We start from the raw sequence: 17009 nt of genomic DNA on the forward strand, positions 1-17009 counted from the left end.
TGACGGATGACAGCGCTGTCATCAGTATCGCAAGTCAATTCGAAGGGGGGAGGGATACCGGCATGAGCGCACGGCCCGTTCTGGTCATGGGCATCTGCGGCGTCGGCAAGACGACCGTGGCGCAAGGCATCGCGGACCGCATCGGCGGCACCTATGTCGAGGCCGACCTGTTCCATGACGATACCAGCGTCGCCCATATGCGGGCGGGCAAGCCCCTGACCGACGACATGCGGTGGGGCTGGCTGGACCGGCTGGGCGCGGCCATCGCGGCCGAACCGGGCCGTGCCGTGCTGGCATGTTCGGCCCTTGGCCGCGCACATCGCGACCGGCTGCGCGCCGGGGCGGGCCCCCTCGACATCGTGTTCCTGCATGGCGACCGCGCCCTGATCGAGGCGCGGATGTCGGCGCGGCAGGGGCATTACATGCCCACCAGCCTGATCGACAGCCAGCTTGCCGCATTGCAGCCCCCCTCGCCCGAGGACGAGGGCGCGCTGTGGATCGACGTCGCGCTGACGCCCGACGCGATCATCGACACCGCCGCCAAGGCGCTTGGCGCGGACAAGGTTTCAACCGGAGGAGAACCGAAATGACCAACATGACCCGTGGCCTTCTGGCCGCCACCGCGGCCATCGCGCTGGCAGCCCCCGCCTTCGCGGCGGATTACACCTTCCGCTTCCAGTCCTCGGACCCGGCGGGCAACCCGAACTTCGTCCTACACCAGAGCTGGGCCGAAGAGGTGACCGAGCTGACCGACGGCCGCGTCGAGATCGAGCTGCTGCCCGTCGAATCCATCGTCGCCCATAACGAGACGCAGGACGCGGTCGCGACCGGCATCCTGGACGGCCACATCACCGACCTGTCCTATTTCTCGGGCAAGGACCCGGCATTCGGCCTGATGGGCAACCCCGTCGGCGCATGGTCCGACCCCGAGCAGATGCTGGACTTCATCGAGAACGGCGGCGGCGGCGAGCTGCTGAACGAGATCATGAACCCCTATGGCCTGCATTTCGTGGGCGCCATCACGCCGGGCCTCGAGGCGCTGGTCAGCGCGGTTCCGATGGACGGCGTGGACGACCTCAAGGGCGTCAAGATCCGCGCCCCCGAGGGGCTGGTCCAGAACGTCTTCGCCGCCGCGGGCGCGTCGCCCGTGAACCTGCCCGGCTCCGAGGTCTTCACCTCGCTGGACAAGAAGGTGATCGAGGCCGCGGATTATACCGTCTTCTCGACCAACCAGGCGCAGGGCCTGAACGACATCGCGCCGCATCCGGTCTATCCGGGCTTCCACTCGATGCCGCTGGTCGAGATCTCGATGAACAAGGCCAAGTGGGACGCCATGCCCGCCGATCTGCAGGACATCCTGACCCAGTCGGTGCAGGACTATGCCCGCCGCCTGATCCAGTCGCTGGCAGAAGCCGACGAGGCCGCCGTGGCCGAGGCCGAGGCAAGCGGCGAGATCACCATCCACGACTGGTCGGACGAGGAACGCGCCAAGTTCCGCGGCATCGCGCAGGGCGAATGGGAAAAGGTCGCAAGCCAGTCCCCCGCCGCGCAGCGCGTCTATGACACGCTGACCACCTATCTGAACGACAAGGGTCTGATTCAGTAACAACCCGAAGCGGGCCGGAACGATGTCCGGCCCCTTCCCTCCGGGAGGATTCTTCTGATGGCCGAACATGACACCGTGCCCGACGCGGCACCGGTCGAGGAACATGTGGCAATTCCGCAGGCGGGCCGTCTGGGCCGCTGGATCGACCGGCTGGCGCTGCTGCCCGCGATGGGCCTGGTGGTGGCCATGCTGATCCTGATCCAGGAGGTCGTGCTGCGCTACGTCTTCGGGCGCCCGACGATCTGGGCCCACGAGACGACCGTGTTCCTCTGCGCGATCTCCTTCGTCTATGGCGGCATCCTGTGCACGGCACGCGACCGCCACATCCGCGTGGTGCTGGTCTACGACCTGCTGCCGCCCGCCGCCCGCCGCGTGGCGGACATCCTGATCTCGGCCGTCTGCGCGGTCGCATCCGCAGCCTTCGCATGGGCCGCCTGGCAGATGGTCCAGCGCGCCGCATGGCGCCCCGATGGCAGCTTCCATCTGGAAACCTCGGGCAGCGCGTGGAACCCGGCATTTCCGGGCATGCTCAAGGTGCTGCTGATGCTGGCGCTTGGCGTGATGGCCGTCCAATTCCTGATCCTGACCGTGAACTATGCGCGCGGCACCAAGGGGGCCCGCTGATGGAGTTCTTCGGTTCGCTTTCATCCATGGGCATCGAGACGGGGACGCTGGTCCTGTTCGCGATGCTGCTGGGTCTTCTGGTCACGGGCATCCCGCTGGCCTTCGTCACGCTGCTGGTCACGCTGGTCTTCGCCCTGGGCTGGTTCGGGCCGATGGTGGTCCCGCTGATCACCAGCCGCGTCTATTCCTTCGTCAGCAGCTTCGTCTTCGTGTCGGTGCCGATGTTCGTGCTGATGGCCGCGATCCTGGATCGCAGCGGCATCGCGCGCGACCTGTTCGAGGCCATGCGCCTGATCGGCGGCCGCATCCGCGGCGGCGTGGCCGTCCAGACGATCTTCGTGGCCGTGATCCTGGCCGCCATGTCCGGCATCATCGGCGGAGAGGTCGTGCTGCTTGGCCTGATCGCGCTGCCGCAGATGCTGGCGCAGGGCTATGACCGCAAGCTGGCCATCGGCGTCGTCTGCGCGGGCGGCAGCCTGGGGACCATGGTGCCGCCCTCGATCGTGCTGATCATCTATGGCCTGACGGCCAACGTCTCGATCGGCGAGCTGTTCACGGCGGCCTTCGTGCCGGGCTTCATGCTGGCGCTGCTGTATGTGGGCTATGTGCTGGCGCGGGCCTTCCTGACGCCGGGCGCCGTGCCCCCCGCCGTCACCGACCCCGTCCCCACGTCCGAGAAGATCCGCCTGCTCAAGGGCCTGTTCCTGCCGATCCTGGTGGTCGTGATGGTGCTGGGCTCGATCTATGGCGGGATCGCATCGGTGACCGAGGCCAGCGCAGTCGGCGTGGCGGGCGTGCTGCTGTCCACCATCCTGCGCGGCGAATTCAGCTGGGGCCTGCTGAGGGGCGCGGCCATGCAGACGCTGCAGACCGTCGGCATGATCGTGTGGATCGGCATCGGGGCATCCGCGCTGGTCGGCGTCTTCAACCTGATGGGCGGGATCAACTTCGTGTCGGACCTGATCACCGGGATCAGCGACAACCCCACGATCATCATCCTGTTCATGATGGCGATCCTGTTCGTGCTGGGCATGTTCCTCGACTGGGTGGGGATCGCGCTGCTGACCATGCCGATCTTCGTGCCCATCGTGGTCGAGCTGGGCTACGACCCCGTCTGGTTCGGGGTGCTGTTCGCGATGAACATGCAGGTCAGCTTCCTGTCGCCGCCCTTCGGGCCCGCCGCGTTCTACCTGAAATCGGTCACGCCGCCCGACATCTCGTTGGGAGAGATCTTCCGCGCGCTGCTGCCCTTCATCGGGCTTCAGATCATCGCGGTCGCGCTGCTGATCCTCTTCCCGCAGATCGCGGTCTACTGAGCCTTCGGGGCCGGGGTGCAACACCCCGGCCCTTTTTCGTTGCGCCCGGGGGAACCCGCGACGACGGTCGGGGCTTGGAACATGAATTCACCCCCGGACCCACGCGCGACAAGGACCACCCCCATGCCCGCACGCACGACCGCATTCGCCGCCGCCCTCATGATGCTTGCAGGCGCCTCTGCCGCGCAGGACATCCGCGTCTCGTCCAAGATCGACACCGAAGGGGGGCTTCTGGGCAACATGATCCTGCTGGCCCTGTCCGAGGCGGGCATGCCCGTGCAGGACCGCCTGCAGCTGGGCGGCACGCCCATCCTGCGCGACGCGATCACCTCGGGGCAGGTGGACATCTACCCGGAATACACCGCGAACGGCGCCTTCTTCTTCAATGAGGCCGACAGCGAGGTCTGGAAGGACGCGCAGGCGGGCTATGACCGCGTGGCCCAGCTGGACCTGGAACAGAACGACATCACCTGGCTGACCCCCTCGCCCGCGAACAACACCTGGGCCATCGCCCTGCGGCAGGACGTGGCGGATGAAAACGACCTGACCACCATGAGCGGCTTCGGCGAATGGATCGCGGCGGGCGGCAACGTCAAGCTGGCCGCCTCGACCGAGTTCGTGACCTCGGCCGCGGCGCTGCCCGCCTTCCAGACGACCTATGACTTCCAGATGCGCCCCGACCAACTGGTGCAGCTGTCGGGCGGCGACACCGCCGCCACCATCGCCGCCGCAGCACAGCAGACATCGGGGGTGAACGCGGCCATGGTCTATGGCACCGATGGCGGGATCGCCCCGGCAGGGCTGGTCGTTATGGAGGACGACAAGGGCGTGCAGCCCGTCTATCAGCCCGCCCCCATCGTCCGCACCGAGGTCCTGACCGCCTATCCCGAGATCGGGACCGTGCTCGAGCCGATCTTCCGCTCGCTCGATCTGGAAACCCTGCAGGAGCTGAACGGCCGCATCCAGATCGGAGGAGAGCCGGCAGCCACGGTCGCGCGCGACTATCTGACGGCGCAGGGCTTCATCGCGGGATGATCCCGCGGATCGACCGACCGGGCATCCTGTTCGCTGTGATCGGCGGGGCCGGGCTGGCCCTGCCGCTGGTGCAGTTCAAGGCCAACCGCATCGTCGCGGGCGAGGGGCTGGCCCTGCCTGCCGCCCTGCCCCTTGGCTGGGTCGCGACGGTCGTGATCGCGGCGGCGCTGGCGGCGGGGCTGATCCTGCGAGCGCCCTGGCTGCGGCTGGGCGCAGCCGTCTTGGGGCTGGGCGCGACCGTGTCGGCGCTTGGCGGGGCCGCGACCGCGCTGACGCCGCCCGACGACACGCTGGCGCGGGTCGCCCCCGCTTCGGGCTTCTGGCTGATGATGCTGGCCCTGTCGCTGATGACGGCGGATGCGCTGACGCGCCTGCGCCCGCCGCTGGCGCTGCGTTGGCTGCTGCTGGGCGCGGCCATCGCCGCCGTCGCGGGGGTGCTGTCCTCGGGGATGCTGGACGGGATCTCGGTCATGCGCGAATACGCCGCGCGGCAGGACATGTTCCTGCGAGAGGCGTCTTCGCACCTGGTCCTGGCCTTCGGATCGCTGGCGCTGGCCCTGCTGGCCGGGCTGCCCGTGGGCGTCGCGATCCACCAGCGCGCGGCATGGCGCGGGCCGGTCCTGTCGGCGCTGAACGTGATGCAGACCATCCCGTCGCTGGCGCTGTTCGGCATCATGATCCCGATCTTCGGCTGGATCGCCGCCACATGGCCCGCCGCCGCCGCAGCGGGCGTATCGGGGATCGGCATCTTTCCGGCGCTGGTCGCGCTGTTTCTCTATTCGTTGCTGCCTGTCGTGGCGAACACCCTGACCGGGCTGAGCGCGGTCGACCCCGCCGCGACCGAGGCCGCGCGCGGGCTGGGCATGACCCGCCCGCAGGTGATGACCCGCGTGCTGGTCCCGCTGGCCCTGCCCGTGCTGCTGGCCGCCATCCGCATCGTGCTGGTCCAGAATATCGGCCTTGCGGTGATCGCGGGGCTGATCGGCGGGGGCGGCTTCGGCACCTTCGTCTTCCAGGGGCTGAACCAGACCGCGATGGACCTCGTGCTGCTGGGCGCGCTGCCCACCATCTCGCTGGCACTGGTCGCGGGCATCGCGATGGACCTGACCGTCGAGGCAAGCCACAAGGGGGCCGCATGATCCGAATCGAGAACCTTTCGCGCAGCTTCGACGGCAAGCCCGCGGTGCAGGACGTGTCCCTGACCGTGGAACGCAACCAGATCGCGGCGCTTGTCGGCACCTCGGGGTCGGGCAAGACCACGCTGCTGCGCATGATCAACCGCCTGGTCGAGCCGAGCGCGGGTCGCGTGCTGATCGACGGGCAGGACAGCCGCGACATGCCCGCCCACCTGCTGCGCCGCCGCATCGGCTATGCCATCCAGGGGCACGGCCTGTTCCCGCATCGCAGCGTGGCGCAGAACATCGCCACCGTGCCGCGCCTGCTGGGATGGGACAAGGCCCGCATCCGCGTCCGCGTGGACGAGTTGCTGGGCCTGTTCGGGATGGAGCCCGCCGATTTCCGCGACCGCATGCCGTCGCAGCTGTCGGGCGGCCAGCAGCAGCGCGTGGGCGTGGCCCGCGCCCTTGCCGCCAAGCCCGACCTGCTGCTGATGGACGAACCCTTCGGCGCGCTGGATCCGGTGATCCGCGCCAAGGCGCAGGCGGATCTGCGCCAGATCCAGCGCCGCTTGGGCACGACGCTGGTCCTGGTCACCCATGACATGGACGAGGCGATCACCCTCGGCGACCGCATCGCCGTGATGGATGCGGGACGGCTGGTCCAGTACGACACGCCCGCGCAGATCCTGACCGCCCCCGCGACGCCTTTCGTGCGCGACCTGACCGGCAGCGGCCAGCGCGCCTTCCAGCTGCTGTCGCTGACCCCCGTGGCCGATCTGCGCCGCCCGGGCGAGGCTTCGGGCACCCCCATCGCCACCGACGCCACCCTGCGCGATGCGCTGTCGGAATGCCTGACCTCGGGGCGCGAGGCCCTGCCCGTCGCGGGCGGCGGCATCGTCACGCTGGACGCGATCCGCGGGGCGGCGGCGGAATGACGGGCCGCGCGATCCTTGCGGTGGCGACTGCGGCGCTGCTGGCCTTCCTGGCCAGCCCCGCCAGCTTCGCGCCGGTCTTCGCGCCCTTCACCCGCAACGGCGCGCCCGCGATCTATACCCAGACGCCGATCCTGTCGCTGACGCTATCGCACCTGGCGCTGGTGGCCGCTGCCGTCGCGGTCTCGACCGTGGTGGCGCTGGCGCTGGCCATCGCCGTCACCCGCCCCGCGGGCCGCGAGTTCCTGCCGCTGGCCCGCACGATCACGGCGGTCGGCCAGACCTTTCCGCCCGTCGCGGTGCTGGCGCTTGCCGTGCCGATCATGGGCTTCGGCGCGGGTCCGACGCTGATCGCGCTGTTCCTCTACGGGTTGCTGCCCGTGTTCGAGAACGCGCTGGCGGGCCTGACCGGCCTGCCCCGCAGCGTGACCGAAGCCGCGCGCGGCATGGGCCTGACCCCGCGCCAGCGCCTGTGGCAGGTCGAGCTGCCGCTGGCCCTGCCCGTCATCCTGACCGGCATGCGGCTGACGGCGGTCATTTCGCTTGGCACCGCGACGATCGGATCGACCGTCGCCGCCCGCACTCTGGGCGAGGTGATCATCGCGGGCCTGCTGTCCTCGAACACAGCCTTCGTGCTGCAGGGCGGCGCGGTGGTGGGCGTCATGGCGGTCCTGATCCATGCGGGCTTCCAGGCGGTCGAACGGCTTGCCGCCAGCCGCGCGGGCCGCGCCTAGTCCCGGGGCTGGAGGGTGAAGGCCACGATGCTTTCGGCGGCGATCACCTCCAGGTCCGAGGCGGGCCGGTCGATGTCGTGGATGGCCGCGCTGTCCAGCTGCCGCCGCCACGCGCCGCGCCGCGCGGTCACCGGCAGGCGGACGCGGGCCTCGGGGCCGTTGTTGAACACCAGGAAGACCGCGCCCGGCAGCGCCGCGTAACCGGGCGTCCCCGAGGCCATGCGCATCTCGGCGGTCAGCAGGCGCAGATCGGGGTCGGACCAGTCGTCATGCGTCATCGGATGCCCGTCGGCACGACGCCAGAACAGGTCGGGCAGCCCGTCCTGTTCGCGCGGCCGGCTGTGCAGGAACCGCTTCTGCCGCAGGATCGGATGCGCCCGCCGGAAGGCCGCGACGCGCTGCACGAAGGCCAGGAACACCGGGTCCGCACCCTCCCAGTCGATCCAGCCGATGGGGTTGTCCTGCGCATAGGCGTTGTTGTTGCCGCCCTGCGAATTGCCCAGCTCGTCCCCGCCCAGGATCATCGGCGTTCCTTGGGACAGCAGCAGCGTCGCGATCAGGTTGCGCCGCCTGCGGTCGCGCCGCGCGCGGATCTCGGGGTCGTCCGTCGGCCCCTCGACCCCCATGTTGTCCGAGATGTTGTGATTGTGCCCGTCGCGATTATCCTCGCCATTGGCATCGTTGTGCTTCTGGTCGTAGCTGACGGTGTCCATCAGCGTGAAGCCGTCATGCGCCGACACGAAGTTGATCGAGGAGGTCGCGGGCCGCCCGTCATGGTCGAAGCGCACCGCCGATCCCGCGATCCGCTTGGCCAGCTTGCCGATCATGCCCTGATCGCCCCGCCAGAAGGCGCGGATCTGGTCGCGATACCTGTCGTTCCATTCCGTGAACGGCGCGGGATAGGCCCCCAGCTGATAGCCCCCCGGCCCCACGTCCCACGGCTCGGCGATCAGCTTGACGCGGTTCAGGACCGGATCCTGACGGATCGCGCGGAAGAACGGCCCGTCGCGGTCGAAGGCGCCGCGCGTGCGGCCCAGCACGCTGCACAGATCGAAGCGGAACCCGTCCACATGCATGACCTCGACCCAGTATCGCAGGCTGTCCATGACCAGCCGCAGCGCAAAGGGATTGTCCAGGTCCAGCACGTTGCCCGTGCCCGCATCGTCCACATAGTAACGCGGATCCTCGGCCAGCCGGTAATAGGACGCGTTGTCCAGCCCGCGGAAGGACAGGGTCGGCCCCATCTGGTTCCCCTCGGCGGTGTGGTTGTAGACCACGTCCAGGATCACCTCGATGCCCGCCTTGTGGAACCGCGCGACCATCTGCTGGAACTCCGCAATGTCGTTCGACTGCATGTAGCGCGGCTCCGGGGCGAAGAAGCCGTGGGACATGTAGCCCCAGTAGTTCCGTAGCCCCTTTTCCAGAAGGAAACGGTCGTCGTTGAAGGCATGGACGGGCAGCAGCTCGATCGCGGTGACACCCAGGCGGTTCAGATGCTCCAGCACCGGGTCCGAGGCCATCGCCAGGTAGGTGCCGCGCAGGGGCACATCCTCGCGTGCGGCGGTCAGGCCCTTCACATGGGCCTCGTAGATCAGGGTATCGGACCAGCTGTGACCGGGCGCGCAGTCCTCGCCCCAGGCGAAGCTGGGATCGACCACGACAGATTTCGGCATGTATTGCGCGCTGTCGCGCCGGTCGAAGGACAGGTCCGCGTCGCGATGCCCCACGCGATAGGCGCAGAGCGCGTCATGCGGGCGCGGGCTGCCCGTCAGCTGCTTGGCATAGGGGTCGATCAGCAGCTTGTTGGCGTTGAAGCGGTGGCCATCCTGCGGGCGCCAGGGGCCGTGGACACGGAAGCCGTATCGCTGCCCGGGCCGCAGCCCGGGGATGTAGCCGTGCCAGACATGGCCCTCCCGCTCGGGCAGGTCGATGCGGGTCTCGCGGCCGCGCTTGTCGAAAAGGCACAGCGCCACGCGTTCGCCATGCTGGCTGAAGACGGCGAAATTGACCCCCGCCCCGTCGAATGTGGCCCCCAGGGGCGTCGGACGCCCGGCGGTGATCGTCGCGTAATCCCTGCTCATCCGGTCGTGGCACCCAGTTCTGCATAGAGCGCGGCATAGGCGCGCGCGGATTCCTCCCAGCCGACGGGCTGGGCCATAGCATTGCGCTGGATGCGGGCCCAGACCTTCTTCTGCCGCCACAACGCGCCCAGCCGCATCAGCGCCCCCGACAGCGCATCCGCCGTGACCGGCGCGAACTGGATCCCCGTCGCCGCCCGGACCGCCAGCGCGGCGGGCGACGCGTTGATGACCGTATCGGCCAGCCCGCCGGTCAGCGCCACCACGGGCACCGTGCCGTATCGCAGGGCATACATCTGGGTCAGGCCGCAGGGCTCGAACCGCGACGGCACGAGGATCGCGTCGCCCCCCGCCATCATCCGGTGCGACAGCGCCTCGTCATAGCCGATGCGGATCGCCACGTCGGGATCATGCGCCGCCAGGTCGCGGAACGCGGATTCCAGCGCGGGATCGCCCGATCCCAGCAGGGCCAGCTGCCCCCCGATGGCCCGCAGCGCCGGCAGGGCCTCGAGCACCAGGTCCAGCCCCTTCTGGTCGGTCATGCGGGACACGATGACGCAAAGCGGGCCGTCGGAGTCCGGCAGGCCCATCTCGGCGCGCAGGGCTGTGCGGTTCGCGGGCTTGCCCGTAGCCGTCGAATAGGGCGCGATGGCCGGATCGGTCGCGGGGTTCCAGGCGTTGGTGTCGATGCCGTTCAGGATGCCCCGCAGATCGGCCCGGCGGTGGCGGATCAGCCCGTCCATGCCCATGCCGAATTCGGGCGTCGTCAGCTCTTCGGCATAGGTCGGGGACACGGTCGTCAGCACGTCCGCCCCGATCAGCCCGGCCTTCAGCGCCGAGATCCGGCCCCAGTACTCGTACCCCTCGCTGTGGAAACGCGCGGGGTCCAGGCGCAGCGAATCCAGCCGCATCGGGTCGGCGGGCCCGCTGAAGGCGATGTTGTGGATCGTCATGACCGTGCGGACCTGCGGCGCGTCCATCCGGCGCAGGTATTCGACCATGAAGCCCGCCTGCCAGTCGTGCCCGTGCAGCACCTGCGGGTGCCAGCCCTCGGCCCCGTCGGCCGCGATCTGCGCCGCGACCCATGACAGCGCGGCAAAGCGTTCGGGATTGTCCGGCCAGTCGCGCCCGTCCGGCCCCAGATAGGGGCTGCCCGGACGCTGGAACAGGTGGGGCGCATCGACGACCAGCAGGTCCAGCCCCGCGGCCATGCCCGCCAGCACCCGCGCGGGACCGCCGAACAGGTCGTCGATCGACAGCACCGCCCGCGCATCGGCCAGCGCGCCCGTCACTGCCGGATAGCCCGGCAGCAGCACCCGCATCTGCACCCCCTGCCCCGCCAGCGCGGCAGGCAGCGCGCCCACCACGTCGGCAAGCCCGCCCGTCTTGACCAGCGGCGCGCATTCCGAGGCGACCGACAGGACGCGCATCACAGCGATGCCGCCCGCTTGTCCAGCATCTCCTGCGTGATCAAGGTCACGCCCTTCTCGCTGACGCGGAACCATTCGGCGTCGTCCTTCGGATCCTCGCCCACGACCAGCCCCTCGGGGATGACGACGCCGCGGTCGATCACCACGTTGCGCAGGCGCGCGCTGCGATGCACCGTGACCGAGGGCAGCACGACCGCGTTCTCCAGGATGGCATAGCTGTTGGTCCTGACCCCCGTGAACAGGACCGAGTTGCGGATCTCGGTCCCGGAAATGATGCAGCCGCCCGACACCATCGACGACACCGCGATGCCGCGACGGTCCTTCTCGTCATGGATGAACTTGGCGGGGGGCACGACCTCGGAATAGGTCCAGATCGGCCACTCGTTGTCCCAGAGGTTCAGCTCGGGCGTGAAGTCGGTCAGGTCGATATTCGCGCGCCAGAAGGCGTCCACGGTGCCCACGTCCTTCCAATAGGCGGGCGCGTCCGCATCCCTGACGCAGGACGTGTCGAAGCGATGCGCCATCGCTTTGCCGTTGCGCACGAGGTCGGGGATCAGGTCATGGCCGAAATCATGGCTGGACGACGTGTCCTCGGCGTCCTTCAGCAGCAGGTCGCGCAGGAATTTCCAGTTGAAGACATAGATCCCCATCGAGGCCAGCGACTTGGTCGGATCGTCGGGCATCCCGGGCGGATCGGCTGGCTTTTCCAGAAAGGACACGATGCGCCCCGTCGCATCGACATCCATGACGCCGAAGGCGCTCGCCTCCTCTCTCGGGACGGTCAGGCAGCCGACGGTGACGTCTGCGCCGCTGTCCACATGCTCTCGCAGCATGATCTCGTAATCCATCTTGTAGATGTGGTCGCCCGCAAGGATCACGATGTAGTCGACGCCGTAATCGTCCACGATGTCGATGTTCTGGGTCACCGCGTCGGCGGTGCCGCGATACCAGTGCTGTTCGGACATGCGCTGGCTGGCGGGCAGGATGTCTAGGAACTCGTTCCGTTCGGCGCGGAAGAAGTTCCAGCCCCGCTGGCAGTGGCGGATCAGGCTGTGGGCCTTGTACTGGGTGGCGACCGCGATCTTGCGGATGCCGCTGTTCATCGCGTTCGACAGGGCGAAGTCGATGATGCGCGCCTTGCCCCCGAAATAGACGGCGGGCTTCACGCGCCTGTCCGTCAGTTCCTTCAGCCGGCTGCCCCGTCCCCCCGCCAGGACGAATGCCATCGATCTGCGTGCAAGTCTCTGGTTCTCGGCCATGTCGTTCCTCCCCCAATGTCGCCCGGACGGGCGACGGTCAATCGCCCGCCACGAAGAAGATCGTGGCAAGCGGCGGCAGCGTGATCGAGATCGACGCATCCATGCCGTGGCACGGAATGTCGTCTGCCCCGGTCCCGCCCATGTTGCCGGCACCGCTGCCGCCATAGGCGGCGGCGTCGGTATTCAGAACCTCGTGCCAGCGGCCCCCGCGGGGCACCCCGATGCGGAAATCGTGGCGCGGCACGGGCGTCATGTTGGACACGACCACCACCGGCGGATCGCCCGCATCGCCGAAGCGCGCCCATGCCATCACCGATTGCGCGGGATCGTTGGCGATCCAGCGGAACCCCTCCGGGACGGCGTCGGCCACGTGCAGCGACGGCTGTGCGCGATAGAGCGCGTTCAGATCCCGCACCAGCGCCTGCACGCCCCGGTGCATCGGCTGTTCGGCGGCGTGCCAGTTCAGCTCGCCATCGTGGTTCCATTCCTCGGGCTGGCCCCATTCGCAGCCCATGAACAGCAGCTTCTTGCCCGGATGGCCCCACATGAAGCCGTAATAGGCGCGCAGGTTCGCGAATTGCTGCCATTCGTCGCCCGGCATCTTGCGCAGCATGCTGCCCTTGCCGTGGACCACCTCGTCATGGCTGATCGGCAGGATGAAGTTCTCCGAGAAGGCATAATGCAGCCCGAAGGTCATCAGGTGGTGGTGATGGCTGCGATGGACCGGATCATGCGCCATGTAGCGCAGCGTGTCGTTCATCCAGCCCATGTTCCACTTGAACCCGAAGCCCAGGCCCCCCGCATCGACCGGCGCCGAGACCTGCGGGAAGGACGTGCTTTCCTCGGCCACGGTCATGATGCCGGGATGTTCGCCATAGGCGGCGACGTTCATGTTCTTCAGGAAGTCGATCGCCTCGTAATTCTCGCGGCCGCCGTCGCGGTTGGGCACCCATTCCCCGTCCCGGCGCGAATAGTCGCGATAGAGCATCGAGGCGACCGCATCCACGCGCAGCCCGTCCACGTGGTATTCGTCCAGCCAGTAGATCGCGTTGGCGATCAGGAAGTTCTGCACCTCGGTCCGGCCATAGTTGTAGATCAGCGTGTTCCAGTCCTGGTGGAACCCCTCGCGCGGGTCGGCATGTTCATAGAGCGCGGTGCCGTCGAACTGCGCCAGCCCGTGCGCGTCGGTCGGGAAATGCCCCGGCACCCAGTCGAGGATGACCCCCAGCCCCGCCTGGTGCGCGGCCTCGACCAGGTCGCGGAATTCATGCGGCGGCCCGAAGCGGATCGTCGGCGCATAGAGGCCCACGGGCTGATAGCCCCAGGACCCGTCGAAGGGAAACTCGCTGACGGGCAGCAGCTCCAGGTGGGTGAAGCCCATGTCCCTGGCATATCCGACCAGGTCGCGGGCCAGCTCCTTGTAGGACAGCGGCCTGCCGTGATCGTCCCACCGCCTGCGCCAGCTGCCCAGGTGCACCTCGTAGATGCTGACGGGGGCGCGGCGGTCATGGGCTGCCGCGCGGTCGCGCATCCAGTCGCCGTCCTTCCAGCCGAAGCCCGACAGGTCGCGGACGATGCTGGCTTTCTCGGGCGGGTGCTGGCTGCCGAAGCCCACGGGGTCGGCCTTCTGGCGCACGGCGCCGCGCGCGTCCAGGATCTCATACTTGTACAGCTCTCCCTCGGTCAGGTCGGGCAGGAAGATCTCCCATATGCCCTGGCCCAGGCGGCGCATGGGATGGCGGCGCCCGTCCCACCGGTTGAACTGCCCCACGACCGAGACCCGGCGCGCATTGGGCGCCCAGACCGCAAAGCGCGTGCCGCGCACGCCTTCATGCGTGACCACATGCGCGCCCAGGGCGTGCCACAGCCGCCGATGCGTCCCCTCGGCCAGCAGGTGCAGGTCCAGATCGCCCAGCATCGGCCCGAAGCGATAGGGGTCCTCGAACTCCCATTCGACGCCGCCCCCGCTGGTGGCCCGCAGCCGATAGGGGCCGTCGGGGACCGGACCCGCGAAGACATCGCCCGCGACGCGCGGCAGATCGACCGCGCCGCCATCGGCCATCACCGCGCGCAGCGATGCAAGATCGGGATGGAAAACGGCCAGCATCCGGCCCGCCTGCGTCATATGCGGACCCAGCACGTCGAAGGGGCGATCGCAGCATGCGGCGGCAAGGGCATCGATATCGGCCATGCTCGGCCATTCGGTCGCTGCCATCGGATCTGCCATCGCTGCCCGTCCTTTCGCTGTCCGGTGCGGATTCGCCGCCCGGCCTTTCACCCAACGCTAATGTGTCCTTTTCGATCCTGCCAGAGTCATGCATGACTTCGGGGGAATCCCAGACACCAGAGAGGTGACGACGATGACGGAATGGTGGCGCGACGCGGTGATCTACCAGATCTATCCCCGCAGCTTTCAGGACGGAAACGGCGATGGCATCGGCGATCTTGCGGGCATCACCCGCAGGCTGGACCACGTGGCATCGCTTGGGGTGGACGCGATCTGGCTGTCGCCGATCTTCACCTCGCCGCAGAAGGACATGGGCTACGACGTCTCGGACTATACCGATATCGACCCGCTGTTCGGGGACCTGGCCGATTTCGACGCGATGGTCGCCCGCGCGCATGACCTCGGGCTGAAGGTCATCATCGACCAGGTCATCAGCCATTCCAGCGACAAGCACCCCTGGTTCGCCGAAAGCCGCCGGTCCCGCAGCGGACCCAAGGCCGACTGGTATGTCTGGGCCGACCCGAACCCGGACGGCACGCCCCCGAACAACTGGCCCTCGGTCTTCGGTGGCCCCGCGTGGGAGTGGGAGCCGCAGCGGCGGCAGTACTACCTGCACAACTTCCTGGCCGAACAGCCCGATCTGAACATGTGGAACCCCGCCGTGCAGGACGCGTTGCTGGACACGATGCGCTTCTGGCTGGAACGCGGCGTGGACGGGTTCCGGCTGGACACGGTCAACTACTATTTCCACGACGCGCAGCTTCGCGACAACCCGCCCAATCCCGATTACGACGGGCCGGAAACCTATCCGCGCCAGCTGCATGTCCATTCCAAGAACCAGCCGCAGAACATCCCCTTCCTGAAACGGATGCGCGCGCTGACGGACGAATATCCCGACCGCATGATGGTGGGCGAGGTCGGCGACGGCGGCGAGACCTCGATCCGGATCATGTCGGAATACACCGCGGGCAGCGACCGGCTGCACATGTGCTACAGCTTCGAGATGCTCAGCCCCGAATTCACCGCGGCGCATTTCCGCAACGTGATCGAGGGGGTCCAGCAGGGCGCGCCCGACGGCCACAGCTGCTGGAGCTTCTCGAACCACGATGTCGTGCGCCACGTCACGCGTTGGGCGGGTCACGCCGTCGACCAGGACCGCATGGCCGCGCTGTCGGCCGCGATGCTGATGTCCTTCCCCGGCACGATCTGCATCTATCAGGGCGAGGAACTGGGCCAGTCCGAGACCACGCTGGTCTACGAGGAACTGACCGATCCCCCCGCCCTGCGCTTCTGGCCCGAGGTAAAGGGCCGCGACGGCTGCCGCACCCCCATGACATGGGAGGCCGGGGCCGCGAATGCGGGCTTCTCGGAGGTGGCGCCCTGGCTGCCGGTCAAGGACGCGCAGGCCGCGCGGGCGGTGGATGCGCAGGGCAACGACGGCCCGCTGGCGGCCTATCGCGCGATCATCGGCCATCGCAAGGCGCAGGATGCGCTGCGCTTCGGGGCGACGCGGTTCCTCGACCTGCCCGAGCCGATCCTGGCCTTCGCCCGCGGCGAGGGCGATGACGCGCTGACCTGCGTGTTCAACCTGTCGCCCGAACCCGCGATCCTGCGCGGCGCGGTCTCGGACCCGGTCGGCCCCTCGGATGCCAGCCGCAAGGGCGACGAGCTGCACCTGCCGGGCAACGGCTTTGCCTGGCTGCCCGGTCAGGTCGCGCTGCGCGCCTGATCCCCGGCCAGCCCCGGCAGCGCAAGATCGCGCTGCCAGGGCGGGTCCTCGGCAAAGGCGCGGGCGATGTGGTCGATGAAGGCCCGCGTCTTGCGCGGCATCGGGCGGACCGGCGGCCAGACCACGCTGATCGGCAGCGGGTCCTGTTCCAGCTGCGCCAGCACCGGCACCAGCCGCCCGTCGCGCACCGCGTCGTGGCAGATGAACAGCGGCAGCAGCGCAAGACCCAGCCCGCCGATCGCCATGTCGCGCATCGCCTCGCCGTTATTGGCGGTGATGCGACCGTGGGCGGGGGCGGGCACGCCCGCGAAGGGCCAGATGTCCCCCAGCCGCGCGTTGAGATAGCTGATGACCCCGTGCCCCGACAGATCCTCGGGGTGGGTGACGGGGCCGTATTGCGCAAGATAATCGGGGCTGGCGACCAGAAGGCGCGGATCGTGGCACAGCCTGCGCGCCATCAGGCTGCTGTCCTTCAGATGCCCGATCCGCAGCCCCAGGTCGAAGCCCGCGCCGCGCAGGTCCACGTGGCGGTCGTCGTAATCCAGCACGATCTCCAGCCCCGGATGGGCACGGGCGAAGCCCGCGATCACCGGGCCCAGATGGCGGATGCCGAAGCTCATGGGGGCGGCGATGGCCAGGCGGCCGCGCAGCTCGGTCTCGGGGGCGGCGATGCTTTCGGTCGCGGCCACCAGTTCGGCCAGCGCGGGGCGCAACCGCTCGGACAGGTCCAGCGCGGCATCGGTCGGCGTGATCCGGCCCGCATGGCGCGTGAACAGCGCGGCACCGATGGCCGTTTCGAAATCGCTGATCCGCTTGCTGACGACGGATTTCGACAGGTCGGCACGCGCCGCCGCCCCCGAGATGGTGCCCGCATCCATCACGGCCAGGAAGGTGCGTATGTCCGACAGGTCCCAATCCATC

At 68.6% G+C, this 17009-nt stretch carries 14 protein-coding genes; 9 read left to right on the plus strand and 5 right to left on the minus strand.

Features of this window, described 5'->3' with window-relative positions; all coding sequences use genetic code 11:
* Nucleotides 1–62: 62 nt before the first annotated feature.
* From F804_RS0107000 to F804_RS0107035, 8 genes are all read left to right on the plus strand, one after another.
* Nucleotides 63–590, plus strand: a complete 528-nt coding sequence (locus F804_RS0107000; RefSeq protein ID WP_022707034.1) for a gluconokinase — start codon at nucleotides 63–65, stop codon at nucleotides 588–590.
* On the plus strand, nucleotides 587–1606 hold the full coding sequence (locus F804_RS0107005) for a TRAP transporter substrate-binding protein (RefSeq protein WP_022707035.1): 1020 nt from the start codon (nucleotides 587–589) through the stop codon (nucleotides 1604–1606). The genes F804_RS0107000 and F804_RS0107005 overlap by 4 nt, the downstream gene beginning before the upstream one ends.
* Nucleotides 1607–1663: 57 nt before the next feature.
* Nucleotides 1664–2230, plus strand: coding sequence for a TRAP transporter small permease subunit (locus F804_RS0107010; RefSeq protein WP_022707036.1), 567 nt, complete (start codon nucleotides 1664–1666; stop codon nucleotides 2228–2230).
* Nucleotides 2230–3546, plus strand: a complete 1317-nt coding sequence (locus F804_RS0107015) for a TRAP transporter large permease (protein ID WP_022707037.1) — start codon at nucleotides 2230–2232, stop codon at nucleotides 3544–3546. Before F804_RS0107010 ends, F804_RS0107015 begins: the two co-directional genes overlap by 1 nt.
* A 123-nt stretch (nucleotides 3547–3669) precedes the next feature.
* Complete coding sequence (gene osmF / locus F804_RS0107020) at nucleotides 3670–4581, plus strand: glycine betaine ABC transporter substrate-binding protein OsmF (protein WP_022707038.1); 912 nt, start codon at nucleotides 3670–3672, stop codon at nucleotides 4579–4581.
* Nucleotides 4578–5720: an ABC transporter permease gene (locus F804_RS0107025; protein WP_022707039.1), complete on the plus strand. Its 1143-nt coding sequence runs from the start codon at nucleotides 4578–4580 to the stop codon at nucleotides 5718–5720. The genes osmF and F804_RS0107025 overlap by 4 nt, the downstream gene beginning before the upstream one ends.
* Nucleotides 5717–6634: an ABC transporter ATP-binding protein gene (locus F804_RS0107030; RefSeq protein ID WP_022707040.1), complete on the plus strand. Its 918-nt coding sequence runs from the start codon at nucleotides 5717–5719 to the stop codon at nucleotides 6632–6634. Before F804_RS0107025 ends, F804_RS0107030 begins: the two co-directional genes overlap by 4 nt.
* Complete coding sequence (locus tag F804_RS0107035; protein ID WP_022707041.1) at nucleotides 6631–7365, plus strand: ABC transporter permease; 735 nt, start codon at nucleotides 6631–6633, stop codon at nucleotides 7363–7365. Before F804_RS0107030 ends, F804_RS0107035 begins: the two co-directional genes overlap by 4 nt.
* Here F804_RS0107035 and glgX read toward each other — a convergent pair.
* Genes glgX through glgB form a run of 4 tightly spaced genes read right to left on the minus strand, consistent with a single transcriptional unit; the run spans nucleotide 7362 to nucleotide 14323 of the window.
* On the minus strand, nucleotides 7362–9446 hold the full coding sequence (glgX, locus tag F804_RS0107040; RefSeq protein WP_022707042.1) for a glycogen debranching protein GlgX: 2085 nt from the start codon (nucleotides 9444–9446) through the stop codon (nucleotides 7362–7364). The genes F804_RS0107035 and glgX overlap by 4 nt on opposite strands.
* On the minus strand, nucleotides 9443–10876 hold the full coding sequence (glgA, locus tag F804_RS0107045) for a glycogen synthase GlgA (RefSeq protein ID WP_022707043.1): 1434 nt from the start codon (nucleotides 10874–10876) through the stop codon (nucleotides 9443–9445). The genes glgX and glgA overlap by 4 nt, the downstream gene beginning before the upstream one ends.
* Complete coding sequence (gene glgC / locus F804_RS0107050; protein ID WP_084686509.1) at nucleotides 10873–12132, minus strand: glucose-1-phosphate adenylyltransferase; 1260 nt, start codon at nucleotides 12130–12132, stop codon at nucleotides 10873–10875. Before glgC ends, glgA begins: the two co-directional genes overlap by 4 nt.
* A gap of 37 nt (nucleotides 12133–12169) precedes the next feature.
* Nucleotides 12170–14323, minus strand: coding sequence for a 1,4-alpha-glucan branching protein GlgB (glgB, locus tag F804_RS0107055; protein ID WP_245540328.1), 2154 nt, complete (start codon nucleotides 14321–14323; stop codon nucleotides 12170–12172).
* 169 nt (nucleotides 14324–14492) lie between these two features.
* On the opposite strand from glgB, the gene F804_RS0107060 reads away from it, so the two are divergent.
* Entirely contained in the window at nucleotides 14493–16088 is a 1596-nt protein-coding gene (locus F804_RS0107060) for an alpha-glucosidase (protein WP_028725734.1), read from the plus strand.
* On the opposite strand, the gene F804_RS15885 is transcribed toward F804_RS0107060, so the two are convergent.
* Entirely contained in the window at nucleotides 16067–17008 is a 942-nt protein-coding gene (locus F804_RS15885) for a LysR family transcriptional regulator (RefSeq protein ID WP_022707047.1), read from the minus strand. The genes F804_RS0107060 and F804_RS15885 overlap by 22 nt on opposite strands.
* Nucleotide 17009 lies beyond the last annotated feature (1 nt).

It is taken from the genome of Paracoccus zeaxanthinifaciens ATCC 21588, from assembly GCF_000420145.1.
GTDB classification, from domain to species: domain Bacteria; phylum Pseudomonadota; class Alphaproteobacteria; order Rhodobacterales; family Rhodobacteraceae; genus Paracoccus; species Paracoccus zeaxanthinifaciens.